A 20,928-nucleotide genomic window follows, 5' to 3' on the forward strand; every position below is an offset into this window, starting at 1 on the left:
GCAGCGCGCGCCGCCGGGCGTTGCCTTCGTGGCGGGGTGCGGGCCGGGTTCAATGCCCGGTCTGCAAGGCCGGAGACCATCGGGTTTTTACGTATAATCGCAAGGTTTTGTAATCCGGTTCGGGTGTTGTGGCCGTGTCCAGCGATGCGAGTGAGGGCGGCCAGAGCCGCGGCGGGATTGCAAGCGGGTTGGAGACCGGCAAGACGCGCGACGCCGAGGACGATTTCAAGGCCTTGACGCCTGAAGAAGCCAGGCAATGGCGCTTGCGCCATCCGCAGATGCCGGTATCCCGGGCGCTGCGATGGCAGCTGATCGTCGGGGTGGTGGCAGCGTCGGTGACGGGTCTGTTGACACGTCGTCCAGAGCTTGCATGGTCTGTGGCCTATGGGGCCTTGGCGGGTTTTCTGCCGGCCGCCATTGCGGCGGCAGGAACCATGCGCTGGGCTCGGCCGGGTTTTCCGCCGACCGCGGCGCTGGCGGGCCTGCTGGTGTGGGAGGTGGTCAAGCTGGTCTTGACGGCGGGGTTGCTGCTGGCGGCCCCGAGATTTCTGGGTGCGCCGAACTGGCCGGCTTTGCTGATCGGTTTGGTGCTGACAATCAAGATGTACTGGGTTGGTCTCCTCTGGGTCCGGCCGCTGAAGTCTGGCAAGGCGCAGACGCAGAAAGAGCATACCGATGGCTGTTGAAAACGCTGTGGCATCTACTGTGCAAACGGGACCTACCGCCGGGGAATACGTCATCCACCATCTGCATTTCTGGCAGAACAAAGCGTCGGATGCGGTGATCGACATGTCGGTGATTCACATCGACACGGTCTTTTTTTCCGTGCTGCTGGCGGCATTGACCTTCTGGATCCTCTGGGCGGCAGCGCGCAAGGCCAGCTCAGGCGTTCCCGGGCGCTTTCAGGCGGCGGTGGAGATCCTGGTCGAATTTGTCGACAACGAAGCCAAGGGCATCATCAAGAACGCCGAGAGCCGCAAGTACGTGGCGCCGCTGGGGCTGTCGATCTTCGTCTGGGTCACCCTGATGAACACCATGGACCTGCTGCCGGTGGACCTGATTCCAACGGTGTGGGCTTGGCTCGTGGGGCTGTTCGGCGGAGACCCCGCGCACGCCTACATGCGCGTGCTGCCCACCGCCGACGTCTCCGGTGCCATGGGTCTGTCGGTGGCGGTGCTGCTGATCTGCCTGTACTACAACGTCAAGATCAAGGGCATGGGCGGCTGGGCGCATGAGCTGGTGACGGCGCCGTTTGGCACCAGCAAGAACCCGATCATGGCCGTGCTGCTGGGCATCGTGAACTTCGCGATGCAGCTGATCGAATTCGCCTCCAAGACGCTGTCCCACGGCCTGCGACTTTTCGGCAACATGTATGCGGGCGAGCTCATCTTCATGCTGATCGCCCTCATGGGTGGCGCGTTTGCGCTCACCGGTACGGGCATTGGTCTGGCCGTGGGCCATATCATTGCGGGTCTGGCGTGGGCCATCTTCCACATCCTGATCATCATCCTGCAAGCCTTCATCTTCATGATGCTGGCGCTGGTGTACATCGGCCAGGCGCACGACCACCATTGATCGCGGGCGGTCTTGCACCGCCCGGGATGCATGCTTTCCCTCTCGTTTCCTTCTCTACCAACCTTGTTCCTTTAGGAGTCATCATGGAAGTTATCAGCTTTGTTGCCCTGGCCGCCGGCCTGATCATTGGTCTGGGCGCCGTCGGTGCGTGTATCGGCATCGGCCTCATGGGCAGCAAGTTCCTCGAGTCGGCCGCCCGCCAGCCCGAGCTGATGGGTGAACTGCAAACCAAGATGTTCCTGTTGGTCGGCCTGATCGACGCGGCCTTCATCATCGGCGTGGGTATCGCGCTGTGGTTCGCCACCGCCAACCCCTTCCTGGGTCAGATCGCCCTGATCGCCAAGTAAGTTCCGGATCGGGTTGGGAAGGCCGGCGCTCCAAGCGGTGCGCCGGCCCTGCCACTGAGTATCGCGGCCTCGTGCCGCTGCAATCCAAGGAACCAAAGTGAGCATCACCGCTACCCTCATCATTCAAATCATCGTGTTTCTGCTCCTCGTGGCATTCACGATGAAGTTTGTGTGGCCGCCGATTGCCAATGCACTGGACGAGCGGGCGCAGAAGGTCGCTGATGGCCTGGCAGCGGCCGACAAGGCCAAGACCGAGCTGGCGGCGGCCAATCAGCGGGTCGAGCAGCAGCTCGCTGAAACGCGCAACGAAAGCGCGCAGCGCCTGGCGGACGCGGAAAGCCATGCGCGCGCCATCATCGAAGAGGCCAAGGCCCGCGCCGCCGAAGAGGGCAACAAGATCGTTGCCGCCGCGCGGGTGGAAGCCGAGCAGCAACTCATCCAGGCGCGCGAAGCATTGCGCGAACAGGTTGCACAGCTCGCCGTCAAGGGTGCTGAGCAGATCCTGCGCAAGGAAGTCAATCCGGCCGTGCACTCCGAACTGCTCACGCGTCTGAAGACCGAGCTGTAGGAAAGGGACGAACATGGCGGAACTTGCCACTATTGCCCGTCCCTACGCTGAGGCCTTGTTCAAGGCGTGCACGAGCCAGAAGGCCGATCTTGCCGCTGCGGTGCAGTGGCTCGACGAGCTGGCGACGATTGCGGCGAACCCGCAGTTGCTGCAGATGGCCGACAGCCCGAAGGTGACGGCGTCGCAGATCCTGGACGTCATCACCGGCGTGGTGCGCAGCAAGCTGCCCGCAAGCGCGACCAATCTGCTCGCGGCGGTGGTCGAAAATGGGCGTCTGCGGGCTCTGCCGGAAATTGCGGCGCAGTTTCGCGCGCTGGTCAATCAGACGGCGGGCTCGTCGGACGCCCTCGTGGTCAGCGCCTTTGACATGTCGGCGCAGCAGCTGCAAGAGCTGGGCGTGACGCTGGAAAAGCGTTTCGGGCGCAAGCTGAACCTGTCGCTGAGTGTGGATCCGTCCCTGATTGGCGGTGTGCGCGTGGTGGTCGGTGATGAGGTGCTTGATACTTCGGTCAAGGCCCGTCTGGAACAAATGAAAGCGACGCTGCTGGCCTGAGGGCGGCGGGCGTGGCAACTTAAGGAAAGAAGGAAAGAGTCATGCAACTCAATCCCGCAGAAATCTCGGAGCTCATCAAGAGCCGCATCGAAGGACTGGCTGCTGGCGGCGACATTCGCAACCAGGGGACCGTGGTTTCGGTGACCGACGGCATCGTGCGCATCCACGGCCTGTCGGACGTGATGCAGGGCGAAATGCTCGAATTCCCGGCAGACGCCGAAGGCCAGCCGAGCTACGGGCTGGCGCTGAACCTCGAGCGCGACTCTGTCGGCGCGGTGATTCTGGGCGCCTATGAACATATCTCCGAAGGCGATACGGTCAAGTGCACCGGCCGCATTCTCGAGGTGCCCGTGGGCCCCGAGCTCGTCGGCCGCGTGGTGAACGCGCTGGGGCACCCGATCGACGGCAAGGGTCCGATCAATGCCAAGATGACCGACGTGATCGAGAAGGTGGCCCCGGGCGTGATCGCGCGCCAATCGGTGGACCAGCCGCTGCAGACCGGCCTGAAATCCATCGACTCGATGGTGCCGATCGGGCGCGGTCAGCGCGAGCTGATCATCGGCGACCGCCAGACCGGCAAGACGGCGGTGGCCATCGACACCATCATCAACCAGAAGGGCCAGGACGTCACCTGCGTGTATGTGGCGATCGGCCAGAAGGCCTCGTCGATCAAGAACGTGGTGCGCTCGCTGGAGCAGGCCGGCGCGATGGACTACACCATCGTGGTGGCGGCTTCCGCGTCGGAATCGGCGGCCATGCAGTACGTCTCGGCCTACTCCGGCTGCACCATGGGCGAGTATTTCCGCGACCGCGGTCAGGACGCGCTCATCATTTATGACGACCTCTCCAAGCAGGCCGTGGCCTATCGCCAGGTTTCGCTGCTGCTGCGCCGTCCGCCCGGACGCGAAGCTTTTCCTGGCGACGTGTTCTATCTGCACAGCCGCCTGCTGGAGCGCGCCGCGCGCGTCAATGCCCACTACGTGGAAGAGTTCACCAAGGGCGAAGTCAAGGGCAAGACCGGCTCGCTCACCGCGCTGCCCGTTATCGAGACCCAGGCAGGCGACGTGTCGGCCTTCGTTCCGACCAACGTGATTTCCATCACCGACGGCCAGATCTTCCTGGAAACCAGCCTGTTCAACGCCGGCATCCGACCCGCTATCAACGCCGGGATCTCGGTGTCGCGCGTCGGTGGCGCCGCGCAGACCAAGCTGATCAAGGGCCTGTCGGGCGGTATCCGTACCGACCTGGCGCAATACCGAGAGCTCGCGGCGTTTGCGCAGTTCGCTTCCGACCTGGACGAAGCCACGCGCAAGCAGCTCGACCGCGGCGCGCGCGTGACCGAATTGCTCAAGCAGCCCCAGTACCATCCGCTGCCCATCAGCCTGATGGCGGCGTCGCTGTTCGCGGTGAACAAGGGCTTCCTCGATGACGTCGAAGTCAAGAGGGTGCTTGCGTTCGAGTCCGGCCTGCACCAGTTCCTCAAGGCCAGCCACGGCGATCTGCTGCAGCGTCTGGAGAAGAGCCGCGCATTCGACAAGGAAGGCAAGGACGAGGCAGAGCTGACCCAGGCCATCACCGCATTCAAGAAATCCTTCGCCTGAGCGCAGGGGGAGATCCGACATGGCAGCAGGCAAGGAAATACGCGGCAAGATCAAATCGGTGGAAAACACCAAGAAGATCACCAAGGCCATGGAGATGGTGGCCGCGTCCAAGATGCGCAAGGCGCAGGACCGCATGCGCGCTGCTCGTCCGTACGCCGAAAAGGTACGCTCGATCGCCGCGCATCTGGGAGATGCGAACCCCGAGTACGTGCACCCCTTCATGAAGCTGAACGACGCCAAGGCGGCCGGCATCATCGTGGTGACGACCGACAAGGGTCTGTGCGGCGGCTTGAACACCAACGTGCTGCGTTCGGTCACCAACAAGCTGCGCGACCTGCAGGGCGAGGGCAAGGAAGTGCAGGCGGTCGCCATCGGCAGCAAGGGCCTGGGCTTTCTCAACCGCATCGGTGCCAAGGTGGTGTCGCAGGCGACTTCGCTCGGCGACACGCCGCACCTGGACCGATTGATAGGCCCGGTCAAGGTCTTGCTGGACGCTTATGCCGAGGGCAAGGTGAGCGCGGTGTACCTGAGCTACACCAGGTTCATCAACACCATGAAGCAGGAGGCGGTGGTCGAGCAGTTGCTGCCGCTGTCGTCCGAAGAGATGCGCAAGCACAAGAGCGGCCCGGGCTGGGACTACCTGTACGAGCCGGATGCCCAGAGCGTGATCGATGAGCTCTTGGTGCGCTATGTCGAGTCCCTGATCTACCAGGCGGTTGCCGAGAACATGGCCAGCGAGCAGTCTGCCCGCATGGTTGCGATGAAGGCGGCAACCGACAATGCCGGCAACGTGATCGGCGAGCTCAAGCTGGTCTACAACAAGACGCGCCAGGCGGCGATCACCAAAGAACTTTCAGAAATCGTTGCCGGCGCGGCGGCGGTCTGAATCCGGTTTTACCTATTTTTGGAGCAAACAAGATGGCTCAAGAGAATACCCAAGCGAGCGCTGGCGTTCAGGGCAAGATCGTTCAATGCATCGGCGCCGTGGTCGACGTGGAGTTCCCCCGCGAGCACATGCCCAAGGTCTACGACGCGCTCAAGCTCGACGGTTCGGCGCTGACCCTGGAAGTGCAGCAGCAGCTGGGCGACGGCGTGGTGCGCACCATTGCGCTGGGCTCAAGCGACGGCCTCAAGCGTGGCCTGATGGTGTCCAACACCGAGGCTCCAATCACCGTGCCGGTCGGCAAGGGCACGCTCGGGCGTATCATGGACGTGCTCGGCAATCCGATCGACGAGCGCGGCCCCATCGACCAGACCCTGACCGCCTCGATTCACCGCACCCCGCCGGCCTACGACGAGCTGTCTCCGTCGCAGGAGCTGCTGGAGACCGGCATCAAGGTGATCGACCTGGTATGTCCGTTCGCCAAGGGCGGCAAGGTGGGCCTGTTCGGCGGCGCCGGCGTGGGCAAGACCGTGAACATGATGGAGCTCATCAACAACATCGCCAAGGCGCACTCGGGCCTGTCGGTGTTCGCCGGCGTGGGTGAGCGCACCCGCGAGGGCAACGACTTCTACCACGAGATGAGCGACTCCAAGGTCGTGGTGCAGGAAGACCTGAGCCAGTCCAAGGTGTCCATGGTCTACGGCCAGATGAACGAGCCGCCGGGCAACCGCCTGCGCGTGGCGCTCACCGGCCTCACCATCGCCGAGTCTTTCCGCGACGAAGGCCGCGACGTGCTGTTTTTCGTGGACAACATCTACCGCTACACCCTGGCCGGCACGGAAGTGTCCGCCCTGCTGGGCCGCATGCCCTCGGCCGTGGGCTACCAGCCGACGCTGGCCGAGGAAATGGGCAAGCTGCAAGAGCGCATCACCTCGACCAAGGTCGGCTCGATCACCTCGATCCAGGCCGTGTACGTGCCGGCCGACGACCTGACCGACCCGTCCCCCGCGACCACCTTTGCCCACCTGGACTCGACCGTGGTGCTGAGCCGTGACATTGCCGCCCTGGGCATCTACCCCGCCGTGGATCCGCTGGACTCCACCAGTCGCCAGCTCGACCCGCACGTCGTCGGCGAGGAGCACTACAGCGTGGCGCGTGCGGTGCAGGGCACGCTGCAGCGCTACAAGGAGCTGCGCGACATCATCGCCATTCTGGGTATGGACGAACTGGCGCCCGAGGACAAGCTCACCGTGGCGCGCGCGCGCAAGATCCAGCGCTTTTTGTCGCAGCCTTTCCACGTGGCCGAAGTGTTCACTGGTACGCCCGGCAAGTACGTGCCGCTGGCCGAGACGATTCGTGGCTTCAAGATGATCGTCAATGGCGAGTGCGACCATCTGCCCGAGCAGGCCTTCTACATGGTCGGCACCATCGACGAAGCCTTCGAGAAGGCCAAGAAGCTCGCTTCCTGAGGGACGAGAAGGCGCCGGGGCGGTGGTAGCTATTGCTTGCCCCGCACCCCGGCGCAGCCCCTGCAGTGAAGCACCCAAGGAGTTTGCATGAGCACCATACACGTCGATGTCGTCAGCGCCGAAGAGTCGATCTTTTCGGGCGAAGCGAAGTTCGTCGCTCTGCCCGGCGAATCGGGCGAGCTGGGCATTCTGCCCAAGCACACGCCTTTGATCACGCGCATCAAGGCCGGGTCCGTGCGCATCGATCTGGCCAGCGGAGGTGAGGAATTCATCTTCGTGGCTGGCGGCATCCTCGAGGTGCAGCCGGATCGGGTGACGGTGCTCTCCGATACCGCCATCCGGGGCCGCGACCTGGACGAACAAAAGGCCGAAGAAGCGAGGAAGCAAGCCCAGGAAGCGCTGTCGCACGCCAAGAGCGAGATCGATCTCGCGCGCGCCCAGTCTGAACTGGCCATCATGGCCGCCCAGCTCGCCGCCCTGCGCAAGTTCCGCGAGAAGCGCTGAGAGTGCGCCTCCCGGCGTCCTGAAGAGGCCCGCCCGTGCGGGCCTTTTTGATTTTCGCGGCAGCTCGGAGTCGGGTGCCCAGCGCCAGGAAATTCTGGCGACCGCCGCGCTTGCGCCGGCAGTCCGGGGTGGGCGCTACACAATGGCGAGGCTGCCATCAGCCCGGCGAAGCTTTGCCGAAGCTCGGGCAAAATCGCGCGCATGGACGACATCGTCAAGCGGGCGCTCGAGAAATGGCCTGAGGTGCCCGACTGTTTTGGCTGGCTGGGGCTGGACGCCCGCGGGCAGTGGTATCTGCGGGACGCGTCGGTCCAGGCGCGCGGGCCCTTCACCTCATGCAGGGGCGAGCGCTTGCAACATCAAGGCCTGGTGGCGTTCATCGGCCGCAACTACCTGCATGATGCCCGGGGGCAGTGGTACTTTCAGAACGGGCCGCAGCGCGTCTATGTCGAGCTCGAGGCCGCCCCCTGGGTTTGGCGTATCGGCCCGGACGGCGGGCTGATCTCCCACACCGGGCGGCGCACGCAGGCAGACGCAGCCGTCTGCGACGAGCAGGGCAGGCTCTACCTCGCGAGCGCGCTCGGGCTGGGTCTGGTGCACAGCCTCGACGTGGTAGTGGCAGCGCAGCTGCTCGAGCAAGGGAGATGGCCGATGCCGGAATCGATCGACCACGTCGCGCTGACCACGCGCTACGGCTTTGTGCGCAGCCCTCGGCAGGCATTGCAGCAATGAAAAGGCCGGCAGGCTGCTGAGCACTGCCGGCCGGGGCCGCTTGAGCGGTCGAGAGTAGCCTTACCGGGCGGAGTTCACCAGATACTCTACCGCGGCCTTGAAGTCTGCGTCGGAGGCGTTGGAGCCGCCCTTGGGAGGCATCGCGCCCTTGCCGTGGGTGGCGATCTTCAGCACCTCATCAAAGCCCGCCGCCAGCCGTGGCGCCCAGGCGGCCTTGTCGCCAAACTTGGGCGCGCCAGCAACGCCGGTGCCATGGCAGGCCGCGCAGGTGGTCTCGTAGATTTTCTTGCCGGCGGCGGCATGGGCATCGTCGGCACCGGCGCTGGCGCTGGCTGCCGGCGCTGCAGCGGCCGGTGCTGCTGCCGGCGTGGCCGACGATTCTCCGGCAGCGGGCTGCTCGGGAGTCGCCGCAGCGCTTGCGGACGATTCGCCGGCAGTCGGCTTTTGTGCAGCCGCGGGGGCCGCGTTCGCGGACTCACCGGCGCCGGCGGCCTTGTCGTCGGCCGCGGCAGGTTCTTCAAACTTGGCACCGGCCGCATTGGCCATGTAGACCACGGCGCGAGCGATTTCGGTGTCGTCGAATTGGCCGCCTGCCTGGGGCGGCATGGCGCCCTTGCCCTTGAGTGCCGAATGCTCCAGCGCCTCCAGGCCCTGCTTGATGCGCGGCGCCCAGGCGCCAGCGTCGCCGAACTTGGGCGCGCCCGCCGCGCCGCTCGCATGGCAGGCGGCGCATTGCGCCTTGTAGACCTCTTCGCCACTGTGGGCGGCGCTCTGGCTGCTGTCCTTGACCTCGAGCGTGCCTACTTTCTGAATGCGCTGATCGACGGACTGGGCGCTGTTGTCGCCGCCCGGCGCCTGCTTGGGCGCGGAAGAGTAGAAGTACACCAGACCCAGAATGACGAACACCGGCGCCAGGAAGCCCAGTGAGGCGGCCAGCAGCGTCTGGCCCGGGGTCTTGATCAATCCGTGGTTTGTCTCTTCGTTCTCGTTGGTCATTGTTCTCTCACGTTGGACGGGTGGATTGCCGGCGCAATCCATTCTCCATTATAGGAGTGGGCTCTCGTTTCCTGCAGCGCCGCCGCGCGCCGCGCAACCTGGTTCAACCGCGTTCGGCGAGCGAGCGGATCTCGTCCTCGGCGCTCCAGCCGCCGCCCAGTACCTTGTACAGCACTACCTGGTTTTGCAGCTGTTGCAAGCGTGTGAGCACCAGCGCCTGCTCGGACGCATAGAGCGAACGCTGGGCGTCCAGCAGATCGAGATAGCTTGCCACGCCATTGCGATAGCGCAGGTCGGAAAGCTCGAAGCGGCGTGTGTCCGAGCGTGTCTGCGCGGCCTGGGCGTCGAGCTGGTTTTGCAGCGTGGCGCGGCCGGCCAGGGCGTCCGCGACCTCGCGGAAGGCCGTCTGTATGGACTTCTCGTACTGGGCGACCGCGATCTCGCGGCCGACCTGGGCCGCTTCGAGGTTGGCCTGGTTGCGCCCCGCGTCAAAGATCGGCAACACCGCCTGGGGCGCGAGGGAGAAGGCCCAGCTGCCGCCCTTGAACAGGCCGGACAACTCGGTACTGGTGCTGCCGAACTGCGCGGTCAGCGCGATGCGCGGGAAAAACGCCGCGCGCGCAGCGCCTATGCTGGCGTTGGCGCCAATGAGCTGCTGCTCCGCCGCGATGATGTCGGGGCGGTGCTGCAACAGCTGCGACGGCAGACCGGCAGGCAGCGCCTGCATCGGCGCTGTCTTGGCCAGGCGCCGCTGGCCCGGGCGCGCCAGCAGCTCGTCGGGAATAGCCTGGCCGACAAGAAGCGTCAGCGCGTTCTCGTCCAGCATGCGCTGGCGCTGCTGCTGTGCCAGCGTGGCGCGCGCCTGTTCGGCCAGGCTTTGGGCCTGGCGCAGATCCAGCTCGGAACTGACCCCGTGCTCCAGGCGCAGGCGCGTGAGCTTGACCGACTCTTCGCGCGTCTGCAGCGTGCGCTCGGACAAGTCCAGCAATTCGTCGTCGGCCACCAGCGCGAGCCAGCCGGAGGCGACGGCGGCAACCAGGCTGATCTGCCCGGCCTTGCGGGCTTCGTCCGTGGCCAGGTATTGCGCCAGCGCCTGTTCCTTGAGCGCTGCGATGCGTCCAAAAAAGTCGATCTCCCAGCCGGTGATGGCCAGACCTGCCTGGTAGACCGAGCCGTACTTGTTCTGGTTGGCCGGGTTGGGCTGCCGGGTGAAACCGCCCATGGCATTTGCCGTCGGATATTCGGCGGCGCGCTGGATGTCGAACTGGGCGCGCGCCTGCTCCACCCGGAGCATGGCCACGCGCTGGTCGCGGTTGTTCTCCAGCGCCAGGCTGATGAGGGTCTGCAGCTGCGGGTCGGTGAAATAGTCTTGCCAGCGGATGTCGGCAGCCGCCTTGCCCTGCTGCGCATCGGTGGCGCTGGCCCCCGGATAACTGCCTGGCACCGGTGCGGAGGGCCGCTCATAGGTCGGGATGAAGCTGCAGCCGGCCAGCACGGCGGCAGCAAGGGCTGCGGCGGCGGTGCGCGTGCGAACGATATAAGTGCTTGGGGTCATGGTGGGTTTGCTCTCAATGCACGTTGCCATGCAGCTGTGCCTGCTCGGCGTCATGGGCCTGCTGGCGCTTGCTGCCTTTGAAATAACTGCGCACCAGCACGAAGAAGACCGGCACGAAGAACACCGCCAGCAGCGTGCTCGTGATCATGCCGCCGACCACGCCGGTACCGATCGCGCGCTGGCTGGCCGAGCTGGCGCCGGTGGCGAGGAACAGCGGCATCACCCCCAGAGTGAACGCCAGCGAGGTCATGACGATGGGCCGAAAGCGCAGGTGGGCCGCGGCCACGGCGGCCTCGAACACGCTCTTGCCCGAGGCGTGCAAGTCCTTGGCGAACTCGATGATAAGGATGGCGTTCTTGGCCGACAGGCCGATGATGGTCACCAGGCCGATCTGGAAGTACACGTCGTTGGCCATGCCGCGCAAGAGCGTCGCCAGCAGCACCCCGAGCACGCCCAGCGGCACGACCAGCAGCACGGCAAACGGAATCGACCAGCTCTCGTACAGCGCGGCCAGCGCCAGGAAGACCGCCAGCAGCGAGAAGCCGTAGAGCACCATGGCCTGGCCGCTGGCGAGCTTTTCCTCGCGCGACTGGCCGGTCCATTCGTAGCCGAAGCCTTCGGGCAGCCGCGCCGCGATGCGCTCCATCTCGGCCATGGCCTCGCCGGTGCTCAGGCCCGGGGCCGGACCCCCGGCAATCTTCATCGCAGGATAGCCGTTGTAGCGCACGGTCTGGGTCGCGCCCGTGATCCAGCGCGTGGTGGCAAAGGTGGACAGCGGAATCACCTGCCCCTTGTTGTTCAGCACCGGCAGGTCGAGCACGGCTTCGGGCTGCATGCGTGCGGCGCTGTCCGCCTGCACCACCACGCGTTGCAGCCGTCCCTGGCTGGGGAAGTCGTTGATGTAGGCCGAGCCCAGCGCCGTCCCCAGCGCGCTGCCTATGCTGTCAAAGCCCACGCCCAGCGACGCGGCCTTGTCGCGGTCGATGTCGATCTGCATCTGCGGCGCGTCTTCCATGCCGTCGGGGCGCACGCCGGCCAGCAGCTTGCTTTGCGCCGCCATGCCCAGCAGCTGGTTGCGCGCCGCCAGCAGCGCCTCGTGGCCCTTGCCGCCGCGGTCTTGCAGCCGGAAGGTGAAGCCGGCGGCACTGCCCAGTTCCGGGATGGGCGGCGGGTTGATGGCGAAGAGGAAGGCGTCGCGAAAGCCGTACAGCGCCATGGTGGCCCTTTGCGCGATGGCTTCGGCGCCGTGCTCCGGGCCCGGGCGCTCGTCCCAGGGCTTGAGCGTCACGAAGGCCAGGCCCGCGTTCTGGCCCTGACCGGAGAAGGAAAAGCCGGCCACGGTCACGATGTGCTCCACCTCGGGCTGGGCCAGCATGTACTCTTCCACGGCCTTGAGCGCGACTTCGGTGCGCGCGATGGACGCGCCTGCGGGCAGTTGCACGTTGGTGATCAGGCTGCCCTGGTCTTCGTTGGGCAGGAAGGAAGTGGGCAGTCTGGTGTAGATGAGCGAGACCACCGCGATCAGCGCCGCATAGACGATCATCATGCGCCCGCCGCGGTGCAGCAGGCGCCCCAGCCCCGATTCATAGCGCGTGGTGGTGCGCTTGAAGCCCCGGTTGAACCAGCCAAAGAAGCCGCGTTTTTGATCGTGCCCTTCTTGCATGGGCTTGAGCAGCGTGCCGCACAGCGCCGGCGTGAGCGAGAGCGCAAGAAAGGCCGAGAAGGCGATCGCGGTGCCCATGGTCGCGGCGAACTGGCGGTAGATGTTGCCGGTGGAGCCGGGGAAGAAGGCCAGCGGCACGAAGACCGAAACCAGCACCACGGTCACGCCGATGATCGCGCCGGAGATCTGGCCCATGCCCTTGCGCGTGGCTTCCAGCGGCGACAGGCCTTCCTCGGCCATGATGCGCTCGACGTTCTCCACCACCACGATGGCGTCGTCCACCACGATGCCGATCACCAGCACCATGCCGAACATGGTCAGCACGTTGATGGAAAAGCCCAGCGCCAGCAGCGTCGCGAAGGTGCCCAGCAAGGCCACCGGCACGACGATGGTCGGAATGATGGTGTAGCGGAATTTCTGCAGGAACAGCAGCATCACCAGGAACACCAGCGCCACCGCCTCGAACAGGGTCTCCACCACCTTCTGGATGGAGACGGAGATGAACACCGAGGTGTCGTATGGGATCGCGTAGGCCACGCCCTTGGGGAAGAACTGCTGCAGCTCGTCGAGCTTGGCGCGCACGGCCTTGGCGGTTTCCAGCGCGTTGGCCGTGGGCGTCAGTTGCACGCCCATGCCCACGGCCTCGGCGCCATCGAGGCGCGCGCCGCCGCTGTAGTTCTGCGAACCGATCTCGATGCGGGCCACGTCCTTGAGGCGCACGGTGGAGCCGTCGGTGGCGGCGCGCAGCACGATGTCGCCGAATTGCTCGGGCGTGTTCAGCTGCCCGCGTACCACGATGGTGGCGGTAGTGGCCTGGCCTGGCACGCTGGGCTGGTCGCCCAGGTTGCCGGCCGGGATCTGCACGTTCTGAGTGCGGATGGCGGCGTTCACCTGGTCGAGCGACAGATTGAAGCCCTTGAGCTTGGCCGGGTCGATCCAGATGCGCATCGCCCGCTCGGCGCCGAACTGCGTCACCGAGCCGACGCCGGGCAGACGCTGCAGTTCGGGCACGATGTTGCGCGCGGCGTAGTCGTTCAGCGCCTCGATGTTGACCTCCGGCGTCTGCGTGGTCAGCATCGAAAACAGCAGGAAGTTGGAGCGCGACTTCTCCACCCGCACGCCCTGCTGCACCACTACCGCAGGCAGGCGCGGCGTGGCCCGCGCGAGGCGGTTTTGCACGTCTACCTGGGCCAGGTCCGGGTTGGTGCCGGGCTCGAAGCTCAGCGTGATCGTGCCGGTACCGTTGGCCTGGCTGGTGGTTTCGATGTATACGAGGCCGGTGGCACCGTTCATCTCGCGTTCGATGACGGCAAGCACCGAATCTTCCAGGGTCTGGGCAGTGGCGCCCGGGTAGACCGCGGAAATCTGGATGGTCGGCGGCGCAACCGCGGGGTATTGGGCGATCGGCAGTTGCGTGATGGCGACGGCGCCCGCCACCATGATGAAGATCGCGATGACCCATGCAAAGATGGGCCGTTCAATGAAAAACTTGGCCATGTGCTCGGCTCCGGGCGATCAGGACTTGGCTGCGGGGGCGGCCGCCTTGTCGCCGGCTACCCCGGGCGCCTTCCATGGCACGGGTTGCACGATCACCGGCTCGCCCGGCTTGGTGCGCGGCAGCTTCTGAAAGCCGTCGACCATCACCTGCTCGCCCGCCTTCAGGCCGTCCAGCACCACCCAGCTGTCGCCCTGACTGGGCCCGAGCTTGACCGGGCGCGGCGCGAGCTTGCCGCCTTCGCCCACCACCAGCACCGAGTCGCCGGCCGCCGTGCGCGTGACCGCCTGCTGGGGCAGCAGCACCGCGTTGTCCGCCTGCGCCTGCTCCAGCCGCACGCGCACGTACAGGCCCGGCAGCAGCGCGCGCTCGGGGTTGGGCACTTCGGCGCGCAGCATCACCTGGCCGCTGCTCGGGTCTACCGACAAGTCGGTGAACAGCAGCTTGCCCGGGTGCGGGTAGATGCTGCCGTCTTCCAGCACCAGCGTCACCTTGGCGGCGTCGGCGCCGGCGCTCTTGTATTTGCCGCTGGCCAGCTGGGCGCGCAGCTTGAGCGCGTCTGCCGCCGACTGGGTGAAGTTGATGTAGAGCGGGTCGATCTGCTGGATCACGGCAAGCTGCGTGGGGCTGCCTTGCCCGACCAGCGCGCCTTCGGTCACCAGCGCGCGGCCTATGCGCCCGGAGATCGGCGCCGTGACCCGCGCGTAATCGAGGTTGATCTGCGCGCTGGTCACGGCCGCCTTGGCGGCTGCGACGTTGGCTTCACCCGCCTGGCGCGCGGCCACGGCGTTGTCGTAGTCCTGCTTGCTCACCGCGTTCTGCGCCACCAGCGGCGCATAGCGCTCGGCCAGTGCGCGGCTTTGCGCCAGGCTGGCCTCGGCCTGGGCCAGGCTGGCCTTGGCCTGGGCGACGCTCGCGCGGTAGGGGGCGTTGTCGATCAGGAACAGCTGCTGCCCGGCCTTGACTTCGCTGCCTTCGGTGAAGGTGCGCTTTTGCAGGATGCCGGCGGCGCGCGCGCGCACCTCCGCCACGCGCGAGGCTTCCAGCCGGCCCGGCAGCTCGGCAACCAGACCGACGTCGCCGGGCTGCACCGTCACCACGCCCACCTGCGGGGCAGGGGGCGCACTGCCGCCGGCCGGTGCCTGTGCCCCCGAAGGCTTGCAGGCGCTGACGATCAGGGCGCAGGCCAGCGCCAGCGTCAGGGCGCCGGCGTGCGAGCGCGGGGCGCAGCCGGCCGTGAAGGGCAGTCGAGACATTGCTTGTTTCCAATAAGAGGGTGCGGCCCGCCGTCCCAGCCCAGTGCGTCTGGAAGGGCCGAAAACACCGGAGAGTCTTCAGGGCAAGGGCGCGATTATACATACATCAATGAATGTATAATTGAAGCCGCTGCATCAAATCGCGCATTTTCCCTGTTCCTGAAAAAATTGTCCGATGGCCCGACGCACCAAGGAAGAAGCCGACGCCACCCGGCAGGCATTGCTGGACGCGGCCGAGCGCGTGTTCTACGACAAAGGCGTGGGGCGCGCGTCGCTGGCCGAGATCGCCCAGGCGGCGGGCGCCACGCGCGGCGCGATCTACTGGCACTTCAAGGACAAGGTGGACTTGTTCAACGCCATGATGGACCGCGTCACGCTGCCGCTGGAGGCGGCAATGGCCGAGCCTCCCGCGGGCCTCGACCCCTTGCAGCGCGTGCGCAGCGTGGTGCAGGAGTTGCTGCGCCGCCTGGCCGAGGATGAACACACCCGGCGGGTGTTTGAAATTGCCATGTACCGGGTGGAATACGTGGCCGAACTGGCGGGCGTGCGCGAGCGCCACCAGGCGGCGCTGCAGCGCCTGCACGACCAACTGATGCGCGACCTGGCGCTCGCTGCCAGGCAGCAATCGCTGCGGCTGCCGCTGACCGCGGCCGATGCCGCGCTCGGCCTGCAGGCCTTGTTCGACGGCTTGCTGCAGGCCTGGATCCTGGGCGCGAGCGCCTTTGACCTGCAAAAGGTCGGTGCGGCGACGGTGGAGGTCTATCTGCGCGGCTTGGGCTTCGCCGCCCAGGGGCGCATGCGATAATTTGCGGCTTATCTGAAGCGGCTGTAGCTCAGTGGATAGAGTATTGGCCTCCGAAGCCAAGGGTCGTGGGTTCGATCCCCGCCAGCCGCGCCACCCCAATGCCTGCCCGCGCCGCCGCTAGCCGCGCAGCGGCAGCAGCGCCCCCAGAGCCACGAACACTCCACCGCAGGCGCGGTTGAAGCGCCGCCCCGCCCGCGCCAGCCAGGGGCTGATGCGCTGCGCGGTGCTGGCCAGCACGTACTCGGTCAGCAGTTCGGTGGCGGCGAAGGTGCCCGCCAGAATCGCAAACTGCAGCAGCAGGCTGTGCTCGGCATTCATGAACTGCGGCAGGAAGGCGGTGAAAAACAGCAGCGCCTTGGGGTTGGTGGTAGCGGAGAGCACCCCTTGGCCAAACATGCGCCGCGCATTGCCCTGGCCGTGCTGCGCGCACGCCACCACGGTGACCGGCGGCGCGCGCCAGACCTGGATGCCCAGCCACACCAGGTACAGACCGCCGCCCCATTTGAGCACCGTGAGCCAGCGCGCAGAAGCGCTGATCAGCGCGCCGATGCCGAACATCGACAGCGCAATCACCGCGACGAAACCGAGCACGCCGCCGGCGATGGTGAACAGCGTGCGCCGCTGGCCGTACATCGCGCCGTGCGTGAGCGCCAGCAAGCCATTGGGCCCGGGCGACAGCGACAGGCCGATGCTGGCCAGCAGGTAGAGCAGCCAGGTATTGAGCGACATCGATGTCCCGCCTCTTCAAAAAGCGCGATGTTAGGGCACGCTTGCACGCACTGGTGCGCGCGCCTGCGCAGGAGCCTGTGCGACAGCCCGCGGCCGCCTGCGCGCATACAGTTGTCCCATGACAAGCCCCATGACAGGCCGCATGACCGAAACCGACCGCGCGCTGGCGCTGCAGGGCGCCAGCAACTTCCGTGACCTCGGCGGCTACGCTGCGGCCGACGGCCAGCGCGTGCGCTGGCGCCGGCTGTTTCGCTCCGACCATCTGGCGGCGTTGTCGGCTGCGGATGCGCAGGCGCTGGCCGCGCTCGGGCTGGGGCGCGCCGTGGACTTTCGCGGTCAGGCCGAGCGTGCTCAGCAAGCCTATGCGCTTCCGGGCGTGGTGCAGCTCGCGCTGCCGATAGAGCCCACGGTGGTGCGCCGCTTTCGCGAGCTGAGCGCGCGCGGCGAACTGCTCGATGAAGCCCACGCCGATCGCCTGATGCGCGACACCTACCTCGGGTTCGTGGCCGACGATGCGCCGCAGCTCAAGGGCTTTTTCGAGCAATTGCTGGAGGACGGCGCGCCGCTGGTGTTTCACTGCACCGCCGGCAAGGACCGCACCGGCTACGCCGCCGCGCTGCTGTTGCTGGCGCTGGGTGTGCCGCGCGAGACGGTGATGCACGACTACCTGCTGACCAATCGCCTTTACCGGCGCCCGCCCGCGCCGGCCGACGATGTGCGCACCCGCGCGGTGCATGCGGTGATCTGGGGCGTGCGCGCCGAGTATCTGCAGGCCGCGCTGGACGCGATCGAGCGCGAGCATGGCGGCGTGCAGACCTATCTGCGCGAACGCCTGGGCCTGAGCGAAGCAGCGCGTCGGCAACTGGCCCGGCTGTACCTGCAGCCGCCCGCGCGCTAAGCTGGCGGCCTGGCGGCCACTTCAGGAGCGAGCATGAGCAGCGACACATCCCCCTTCGGCTTCGGGCGTTTCGTGCCCGGTTTCGACTTTCTGCAAAAGCTCTCGGAAGGCGCGGCCAGCGCCCTGCCGGGCATGCCGCCGCTGGCCGGCTGGGTGGCGCCGACCATGAGCCTGCCCGAGATCGACCAGCGCATCCGCGAGCTCAAGACGGTGCAGTTCTGGCTGGAGCAGAACGCCAGCGCGCTGACCGCAACCATCCAGGCGCTGCAGGTGCAGCGCATGACGCTGGCGACGCTGCAGGGCATGAACGTGGCGATGAGCGACCTGGCCCGAGGGGCCTTTGCTGCGGGCGGCGCACCGAGCACGCCCGAGCCCGCGCCCGTACCCGAAGCGGCGCCCGCTCCCGCCGCCCAAGCCACGCAGCAAGGCAGCGCCGCCGCGACTGCTGCGGCCCAGCCGGATGCGGCTGCGCCCGGGCAGCCCGGCGTGGATCCGCTGCAGTGGTGGGGCGCGCTGACGCAGCAATTCCAGCAGCTGGCCAGCCAGGCCATGGGCGATGCGAGCGCGCAGCAGGCGGCGCTCGAGGCCTCGCGCCAGATGACGGCCGGTGCCGTCAAGGCGGCGCAAGACATGGCCTCATCGCTGACGGCCGCGCCCGCCGGCAAGAAGGCGGCCACGGCGCGCAAGCGCGCGGTCACCAGCAAGGCGGCGCCTGCCAAGGCCGCGCGCAAGAGCGGTGGCAAGTCGGGCAAATAAACCTGTTTTGATAGCTGCCGGCGCTTGCTGCGCGGGCGTTAGAGCCCCTTTTTACCCATAATTCAAAAGCGCGGCAGATCGGGGTGCGCGAGGCGCCCGCCGCGCACCAGCATCTTGCCGTACTCGGCGCAGCGCGACAGCGTGGGAATGAGCTTGCCGGGGTTGAGCAAGCCCTCGGGATCGAAGGCATGCTTGAGCGCCAGCATCTGCGCGCGCTCGGCAGCCGAGAACTGCACGCACATGGAATTGAGCTTTTCCACGCCCACGCCGTGCTCGCCGGTGATGGTGCCGCCCATGGCGACGCTGGTTTCCAGGATGTCGGCGCCAAAAGCTTCGGCGCGCTGCAGCTCGTCGGGGTCGTTGGCGTCGAACAGGATCAGCGGGTGCAGATTGCCGTCGCCCGCATGGAATACGTTGCAGCAGCGCAGGCGGTACTTTTTCTCCATCTCGGCAATCGCCAGCAGGATGTCGGCCAGGCGCTTGCGCGGAATGGTGGAGTCCATGCACATGTAGTCGGGGCTGATGCGCCCGCTGGCCGGGAAGGCGTTCTTGCGCCCGCTCCAGAAGCGCAGGCGCTCTTCTTCGCTCTGGCTCACCGCAATCGCGCTCGCGCCCGCAGCGCGCAGCACCTGGCTCATGCGCGCGATTTCTTCCTCTACCTCCTCGGGCGTGCCGTCGCTCTCGCACAGCAAGATGGCGGCGGCCGCGAGGTCGTAGCCTGCGTGCACGAAGTCTTCCACTGCGCGCGTCATCGGGCCGTCCATCATCTCCAGGCCCGCCGGGATGATGCCTTCGCCTATCACCGCGGCCACTGCGTTGCCCGCGTCGCGCACGTCGGCAAAGCTTGCCATGATGCAGCGCGCGGTCTGCGGCTTGGGAATCAGGCGCACCGTCGCTTCGAGCGTGACGGCCAGCATGCCTTCGCTGCCGATGACCGCGGCCAGCAGGTCCAGGCCCGGCGCGTCCAGCGCCTCGGAGCCGAATTCGACGGGCTCGCCCGCCGCCGTATAGCCACGCACACGCAGCACGTTGTGCAGCGTCAGCCCGTATTTCAGGCAGTGCACGCCGCCCGAGTTCTCCGCGATGTTGCCGCCTATGCTGCAGGCGATCTGGCTGGAAGGGTCGGGCGCGTAGTACAGGCCGTGGCGCGCCGCCGCTTCGCTGATCGCCAGGTTCCTCACGCCGCACTGCACGCGCGCGGTGCGCGCCAGCGGGTCGATCTGCACGATGCGGTTGAACCGGGCAAGCGACAGCGTCACGCCCATCGCGTGCGGCAGTGCGCCGCCCGACAGGCCCGTGCCCGCGCCGCGCGCGACCACCGGCACCCGCAGGCGGTGGCAGGTTTGCAGCACGGCTTGCACCTGCGCTTCGGTCTCGGGCAGGCAAACCACCAGCGGGCGCTGGCGGTAGGCGGTGAGGCCGTCGCATTCGTAGGGGGCGGTGTCCTCGCGCTGGTAGAGCAGCGCGTCGGCAGGCAGGCAGGTGGCCAGGGCCTGCACGACCTCGCTTTGGCGCGCAGCGCGCTCGGCCGGGGTGGGTTCGGACTGCATGCGGCAACTCTAGCGCAAGCCGCCGCCGCCAGCACACAATCGCGCGACCGACACCCTGGCCGATGCCGCCCACGCCATGCAGCCCACCGCATCCCTCGTTTCCACCATCGTGCGCGGCCCCAAGCTGCTGTGCCTGCTGCCCATGCCGGCGGCCGCCGTGCTGGCACTGGGCTGGGGCGCGCGCAGCGATCTGCCGTGGGTGCTCGTCTGGTGCGCCGCCTTGCTCGCTTGCCTCGTGGCCCTGGGCGCGGCATGGCGCGGCGGGCTGGGTCTGTGGGAGGCCTTGATGGCGCAGGCCGGTGCGCTGGCCGCCGCCACCGGCGCGCTGGCGCTGCCGTCCTGGCATTACCTTGCCAAACCCGCGGCCATGGTGTTCGCTATCACTGCAGTAGCTGCTGACGCAAGCAGGACAAGGGAAAGCGGCCGTTTTGTCTTGAATCCCTTGCATGCCTGGCTGCTGCTGGCGCTGGGCGCATCGCTCGCGGGCGATGTCTTTCTCATGCTGCCCGAGCGCTTCATCCCGGGCCTCGTGAGCTTTCTGCTTGCGCACCTTGCCTATCTGGCGCTGTTTCGCCTCGGCAGCCGCTGGCTGGCCCAGCGCGCAGCGCTCGCGGCCACGCTGGTGCTGGGAGCGGGCGTGTACGCCTTCCTGTGGCAGGGCGGGCTGCCGCCCGAATTGCGTCTGCCAGTGGCCGTGTACGTGCTGGCCATCGCGCTGATGGCGGCGCAGGCCTGGGCGCGCTGGCAGACGCTGCGCGGGCCGGCGCCGCTGTGCGTGGCGCTGGGCGCCTGCTGCTTCATGTTCAGCGACACCTTGCTGGCCACCGACCTGTTCGTGCAGCCCCTGCCCTGGGCGCCGCTGTGGGTGCTCGCCAGCTATTACGTGGCGCAATTGCTGATCGTCGCTGGCGTGCTGCGCAGCGCGGAGCAGGCCGGCGCTTGACGCGGCCTTGCGGTTGCGAGCGGCGCTGCGCAGACGCGCCGCGCTCTGCC

Annotated in this window: 20 protein-coding genes and 1 tRNA gene; 15 read left to right on the forward strand and 6 right to left on the reverse strand. The window is 66.9% G+C overall.

The features are described 5' to 3' along the window. The first annotated feature begins 134 nt into the window (after positions 1 to 134). The 10 genes from KUD94_RS14080 (at position 135) to KUD94_RS14125 (ending at position 8,232) form a co-directional block, all read left to right on the forward strand. Positions 135 to 686: an ATP synthase subunit I gene (locus tag KUD94_RS14080; RefSeq protein WP_255568859.1), complete on the forward strand. Its 552-nt coding sequence runs from the start codon at positions 135 to 137 to the stop codon at positions 684 to 686. After that, complete coding sequence (gene atpB / locus KUD94_RS14085) at positions 676 to 1,575, forward strand: F0F1 ATP synthase subunit A (RefSeq protein ID WP_218237794.1); 900 nt, start codon at positions 676 to 678, stop codon at positions 1,573 to 1,575. The genes KUD94_RS14080 and atpB overlap by 11 nt, the downstream gene beginning before the upstream one ends. 83 nt (positions 1,576 to 1,658) lie before the next feature. Beyond that, positions 1,659 to 1,922 (forward strand): F0F1 ATP synthase subunit C, encoded by a 264-nt coding sequence (atpE, locus tag KUD94_RS14090; RefSeq protein WP_146912055.1) that lies wholly within the window; start codon positions 1,659 to 1,661, stop codon positions 1,920 to 1,922. Between the two features lie 97 nt (positions 1,923 to 2,019). Further along, positions 2,020 to 2,490, forward strand: coding sequence for a F0F1 ATP synthase subunit B (locus KUD94_RS14095; RefSeq protein WP_218237795.1), 471 nt, complete (start codon positions 2,020 to 2,022; stop codon positions 2,488 to 2,490). 13 nt (positions 2,491 to 2,503) lie between these two features. Then, complete coding sequence (locus tag KUD94_RS14100; protein ID WP_218237796.1) at positions 2,504 to 3,043, forward strand: F0F1 ATP synthase subunit delta; 540 nt, start codon at positions 2,504 to 2,506, stop codon at positions 3,041 to 3,043. A gap of 41 nt (positions 3,044 to 3,084) precedes the next feature. Next, complete coding sequence (atpA, locus tag KUD94_RS14105; RefSeq protein WP_218237797.1) at positions 3,085 to 4,644, forward strand: F0F1 ATP synthase subunit alpha; 1,560 nt, start codon at positions 3,085 to 3,087, stop codon at positions 4,642 to 4,644. Between the two features lie 19 nt (positions 4,645 to 4,663). Beyond that, positions 4,664 to 5,530, forward strand: a complete 867-nt coding sequence (gene atpG, locus KUD94_RS14110; RefSeq protein WP_218237798.1) for a F0F1 ATP synthase subunit gamma — start codon at positions 4,664 to 4,666, stop codon at positions 5,528 to 5,530. A gap of 32 nt (positions 5,531 to 5,562) precedes the next feature. Next, positions 5,563 to 6,996 carry a F0F1 ATP synthase subunit beta gene (gene atpD, locus KUD94_RS14115; protein ID WP_218237799.1) on the forward strand — a complete coding sequence of 478 codons (1,434 nt, stop codon included), beginning with the start codon at positions 5,563 to 5,565 and terminating at the stop codon, positions 6,994 to 6,996. Positions 6,997 to 7,083: 87 nt separating this feature from the next. Continuing rightward, the gene (locus KUD94_RS14120) at positions 7,084 to 7,500 is read left to right on the forward strand and encodes a F0F1 ATP synthase subunit epsilon (protein WP_218237800.1); all 417 of its coding nucleotides are present in this window, start codon (positions 7,084 to 7,086) and stop codon (positions 7,498 to 7,500) included. 201 nt (positions 7,501 to 7,701) lie between these two features. Next, complete coding sequence (locus KUD94_RS14125; protein ID WP_218237801.1) at positions 7,702 to 8,232, forward strand: DUF2946 family protein; 531 nt, start codon at positions 7,702 to 7,704, stop codon at positions 8,230 to 8,232. A gap of 60 nt (positions 8,233 to 8,292) precedes the next feature. Here the strand turns inward: KUD94_RS14125 and KUD94_RS14130 are convergent, their stop codons facing one another. The 4 genes from KUD94_RS14130 to KUD94_RS14145 form a co-directional block, all read right to left on the reverse strand. Next, positions 8,293 to 9,228: a cytochrome c5 family protein gene (locus tag KUD94_RS14130; RefSeq protein ID WP_218237802.1), complete on the reverse strand. Its 936-nt coding sequence runs from the start codon at positions 9,226 to 9,228 to the stop codon at positions 8,293 to 8,295. Positions 9,229 to 9,331: 103 nt separating this feature from the next. After that, positions 9,332 to 10,783 (reverse strand): efflux transporter outer membrane subunit, encoded by a 1,452-nt coding sequence (locus KUD94_RS14135; RefSeq protein ID WP_218237803.1) that lies wholly within the window; start codon positions 10,781 to 10,783, stop codon positions 9,332 to 9,334. A 13-nt stretch (positions 10,784 to 10,796) separates the two neighbouring features. Beyond that, positions 10,797 to 13,943, reverse strand: coding sequence for an efflux RND transporter permease subunit (locus KUD94_RS14140; RefSeq protein ID WP_218237804.1), 3,147 nt, complete (start codon positions 13,941 to 13,943; stop codon positions 10,797 to 10,799). 18 nt (positions 13,944 to 13,961) lie between these two features. Then, positions 13,962 to 15,197: an efflux RND transporter periplasmic adaptor subunit gene (locus KUD94_RS14145; RefSeq protein ID WP_218237805.1), complete on the reverse strand. Its 1,236-nt coding sequence runs from the start codon at positions 15,195 to 15,197 to the stop codon at positions 13,962 to 13,964. A gap of 175 nt (positions 15,198 to 15,372) precedes the next feature. Between KUD94_RS14145 and KUD94_RS14150 the strand changes: the two genes are divergently transcribed. Together KUD94_RS14150 and KUD94_RS14155 are read left to right on the forward strand one after the other, a co-directional pair. Beyond that, entirely contained in the window at positions 15,373 to 16,002 is a 630-nt protein-coding gene (locus tag KUD94_RS14150) for a TetR family transcriptional regulator (protein WP_218237806.1), read from the forward strand. Between the two features lie 17 nt (positions 16,003 to 16,019). Next, positions 16,020 to 16,095: transfer RNA gene (locus KUD94_RS14155), tRNA-Arg, on the forward strand. Positions 16,096 to 16,119: 24 nt separating this feature from the next. Here KUD94_RS14155 and KUD94_RS14160 read toward each other — a convergent pair. Further along, a complete protein-coding gene (locus KUD94_RS14160) occupies positions 16,120 to 16,731 on the reverse strand; it encodes a LysE family translocator (protein WP_218237807.1) in 612 nt (203 codons plus the stop codon). Positions 16,732 to 16,873: 142 nt separating this feature from the next. On the opposite strand from KUD94_RS14160, the gene KUD94_RS14165 reads away from it, so the two are divergent. Beyond that, positions 16,874 to 17,629: a tyrosine-protein phosphatase gene (locus KUD94_RS14165; protein ID WP_218237808.1), complete on the forward strand. Its 756-nt coding sequence runs from the start codon at positions 16,874 to 16,876 to the stop codon at positions 17,627 to 17,629. A 33-nt stretch (positions 17,630 to 17,662) separates the two neighbouring features. Further along, the gene (locus KUD94_RS14170) at positions 17,663 to 18,385 is read left to right on the forward strand and encodes a PhaM family polyhydroxyalkanoate granule multifunctional regulatory protein (RefSeq protein ID WP_218237809.1); all 723 of its coding nucleotides are present in this window, start codon (positions 17,663 to 17,665) and stop codon (positions 18,383 to 18,385) included. A gap of 62 nt (positions 18,386 to 18,447) precedes the next feature. On the opposite strand, the gene KUD94_RS14175 is transcribed toward KUD94_RS14170, so the two are convergent. Next, positions 18,448 to 19,935 (reverse strand): FAD-linked oxidase C-terminal domain-containing protein, encoded by a 1,488-nt coding sequence (locus KUD94_RS14175; RefSeq protein WP_218237810.1) that lies wholly within the window; start codon positions 19,933 to 19,935, stop codon positions 18,448 to 18,450. Between the two features lie 76 nt (positions 19,936 to 20,011). Between KUD94_RS14175 and KUD94_RS14180 the strand changes: the two genes are divergently transcribed. Further along, positions 20,012 to 20,878 (forward strand): lysoplasmalogenase, encoded by an 867-nt coding sequence (locus tag KUD94_RS14180; protein ID WP_218237811.1) that lies wholly within the window; start codon positions 20,012 to 20,014, stop codon positions 20,876 to 20,878. Positions 20,879 to 20,928 lie beyond the last annotated feature (50 nt).

The sequence above is a fragment of the Comamonas sp. NLF-1-9 genome, assembly GCF_019195435.1.
Taxonomy (GTDB): domain Bacteria; phylum Pseudomonadota; class Gammaproteobacteria; order Burkholderiales; family Burkholderiaceae_C; genus Comamonas_C.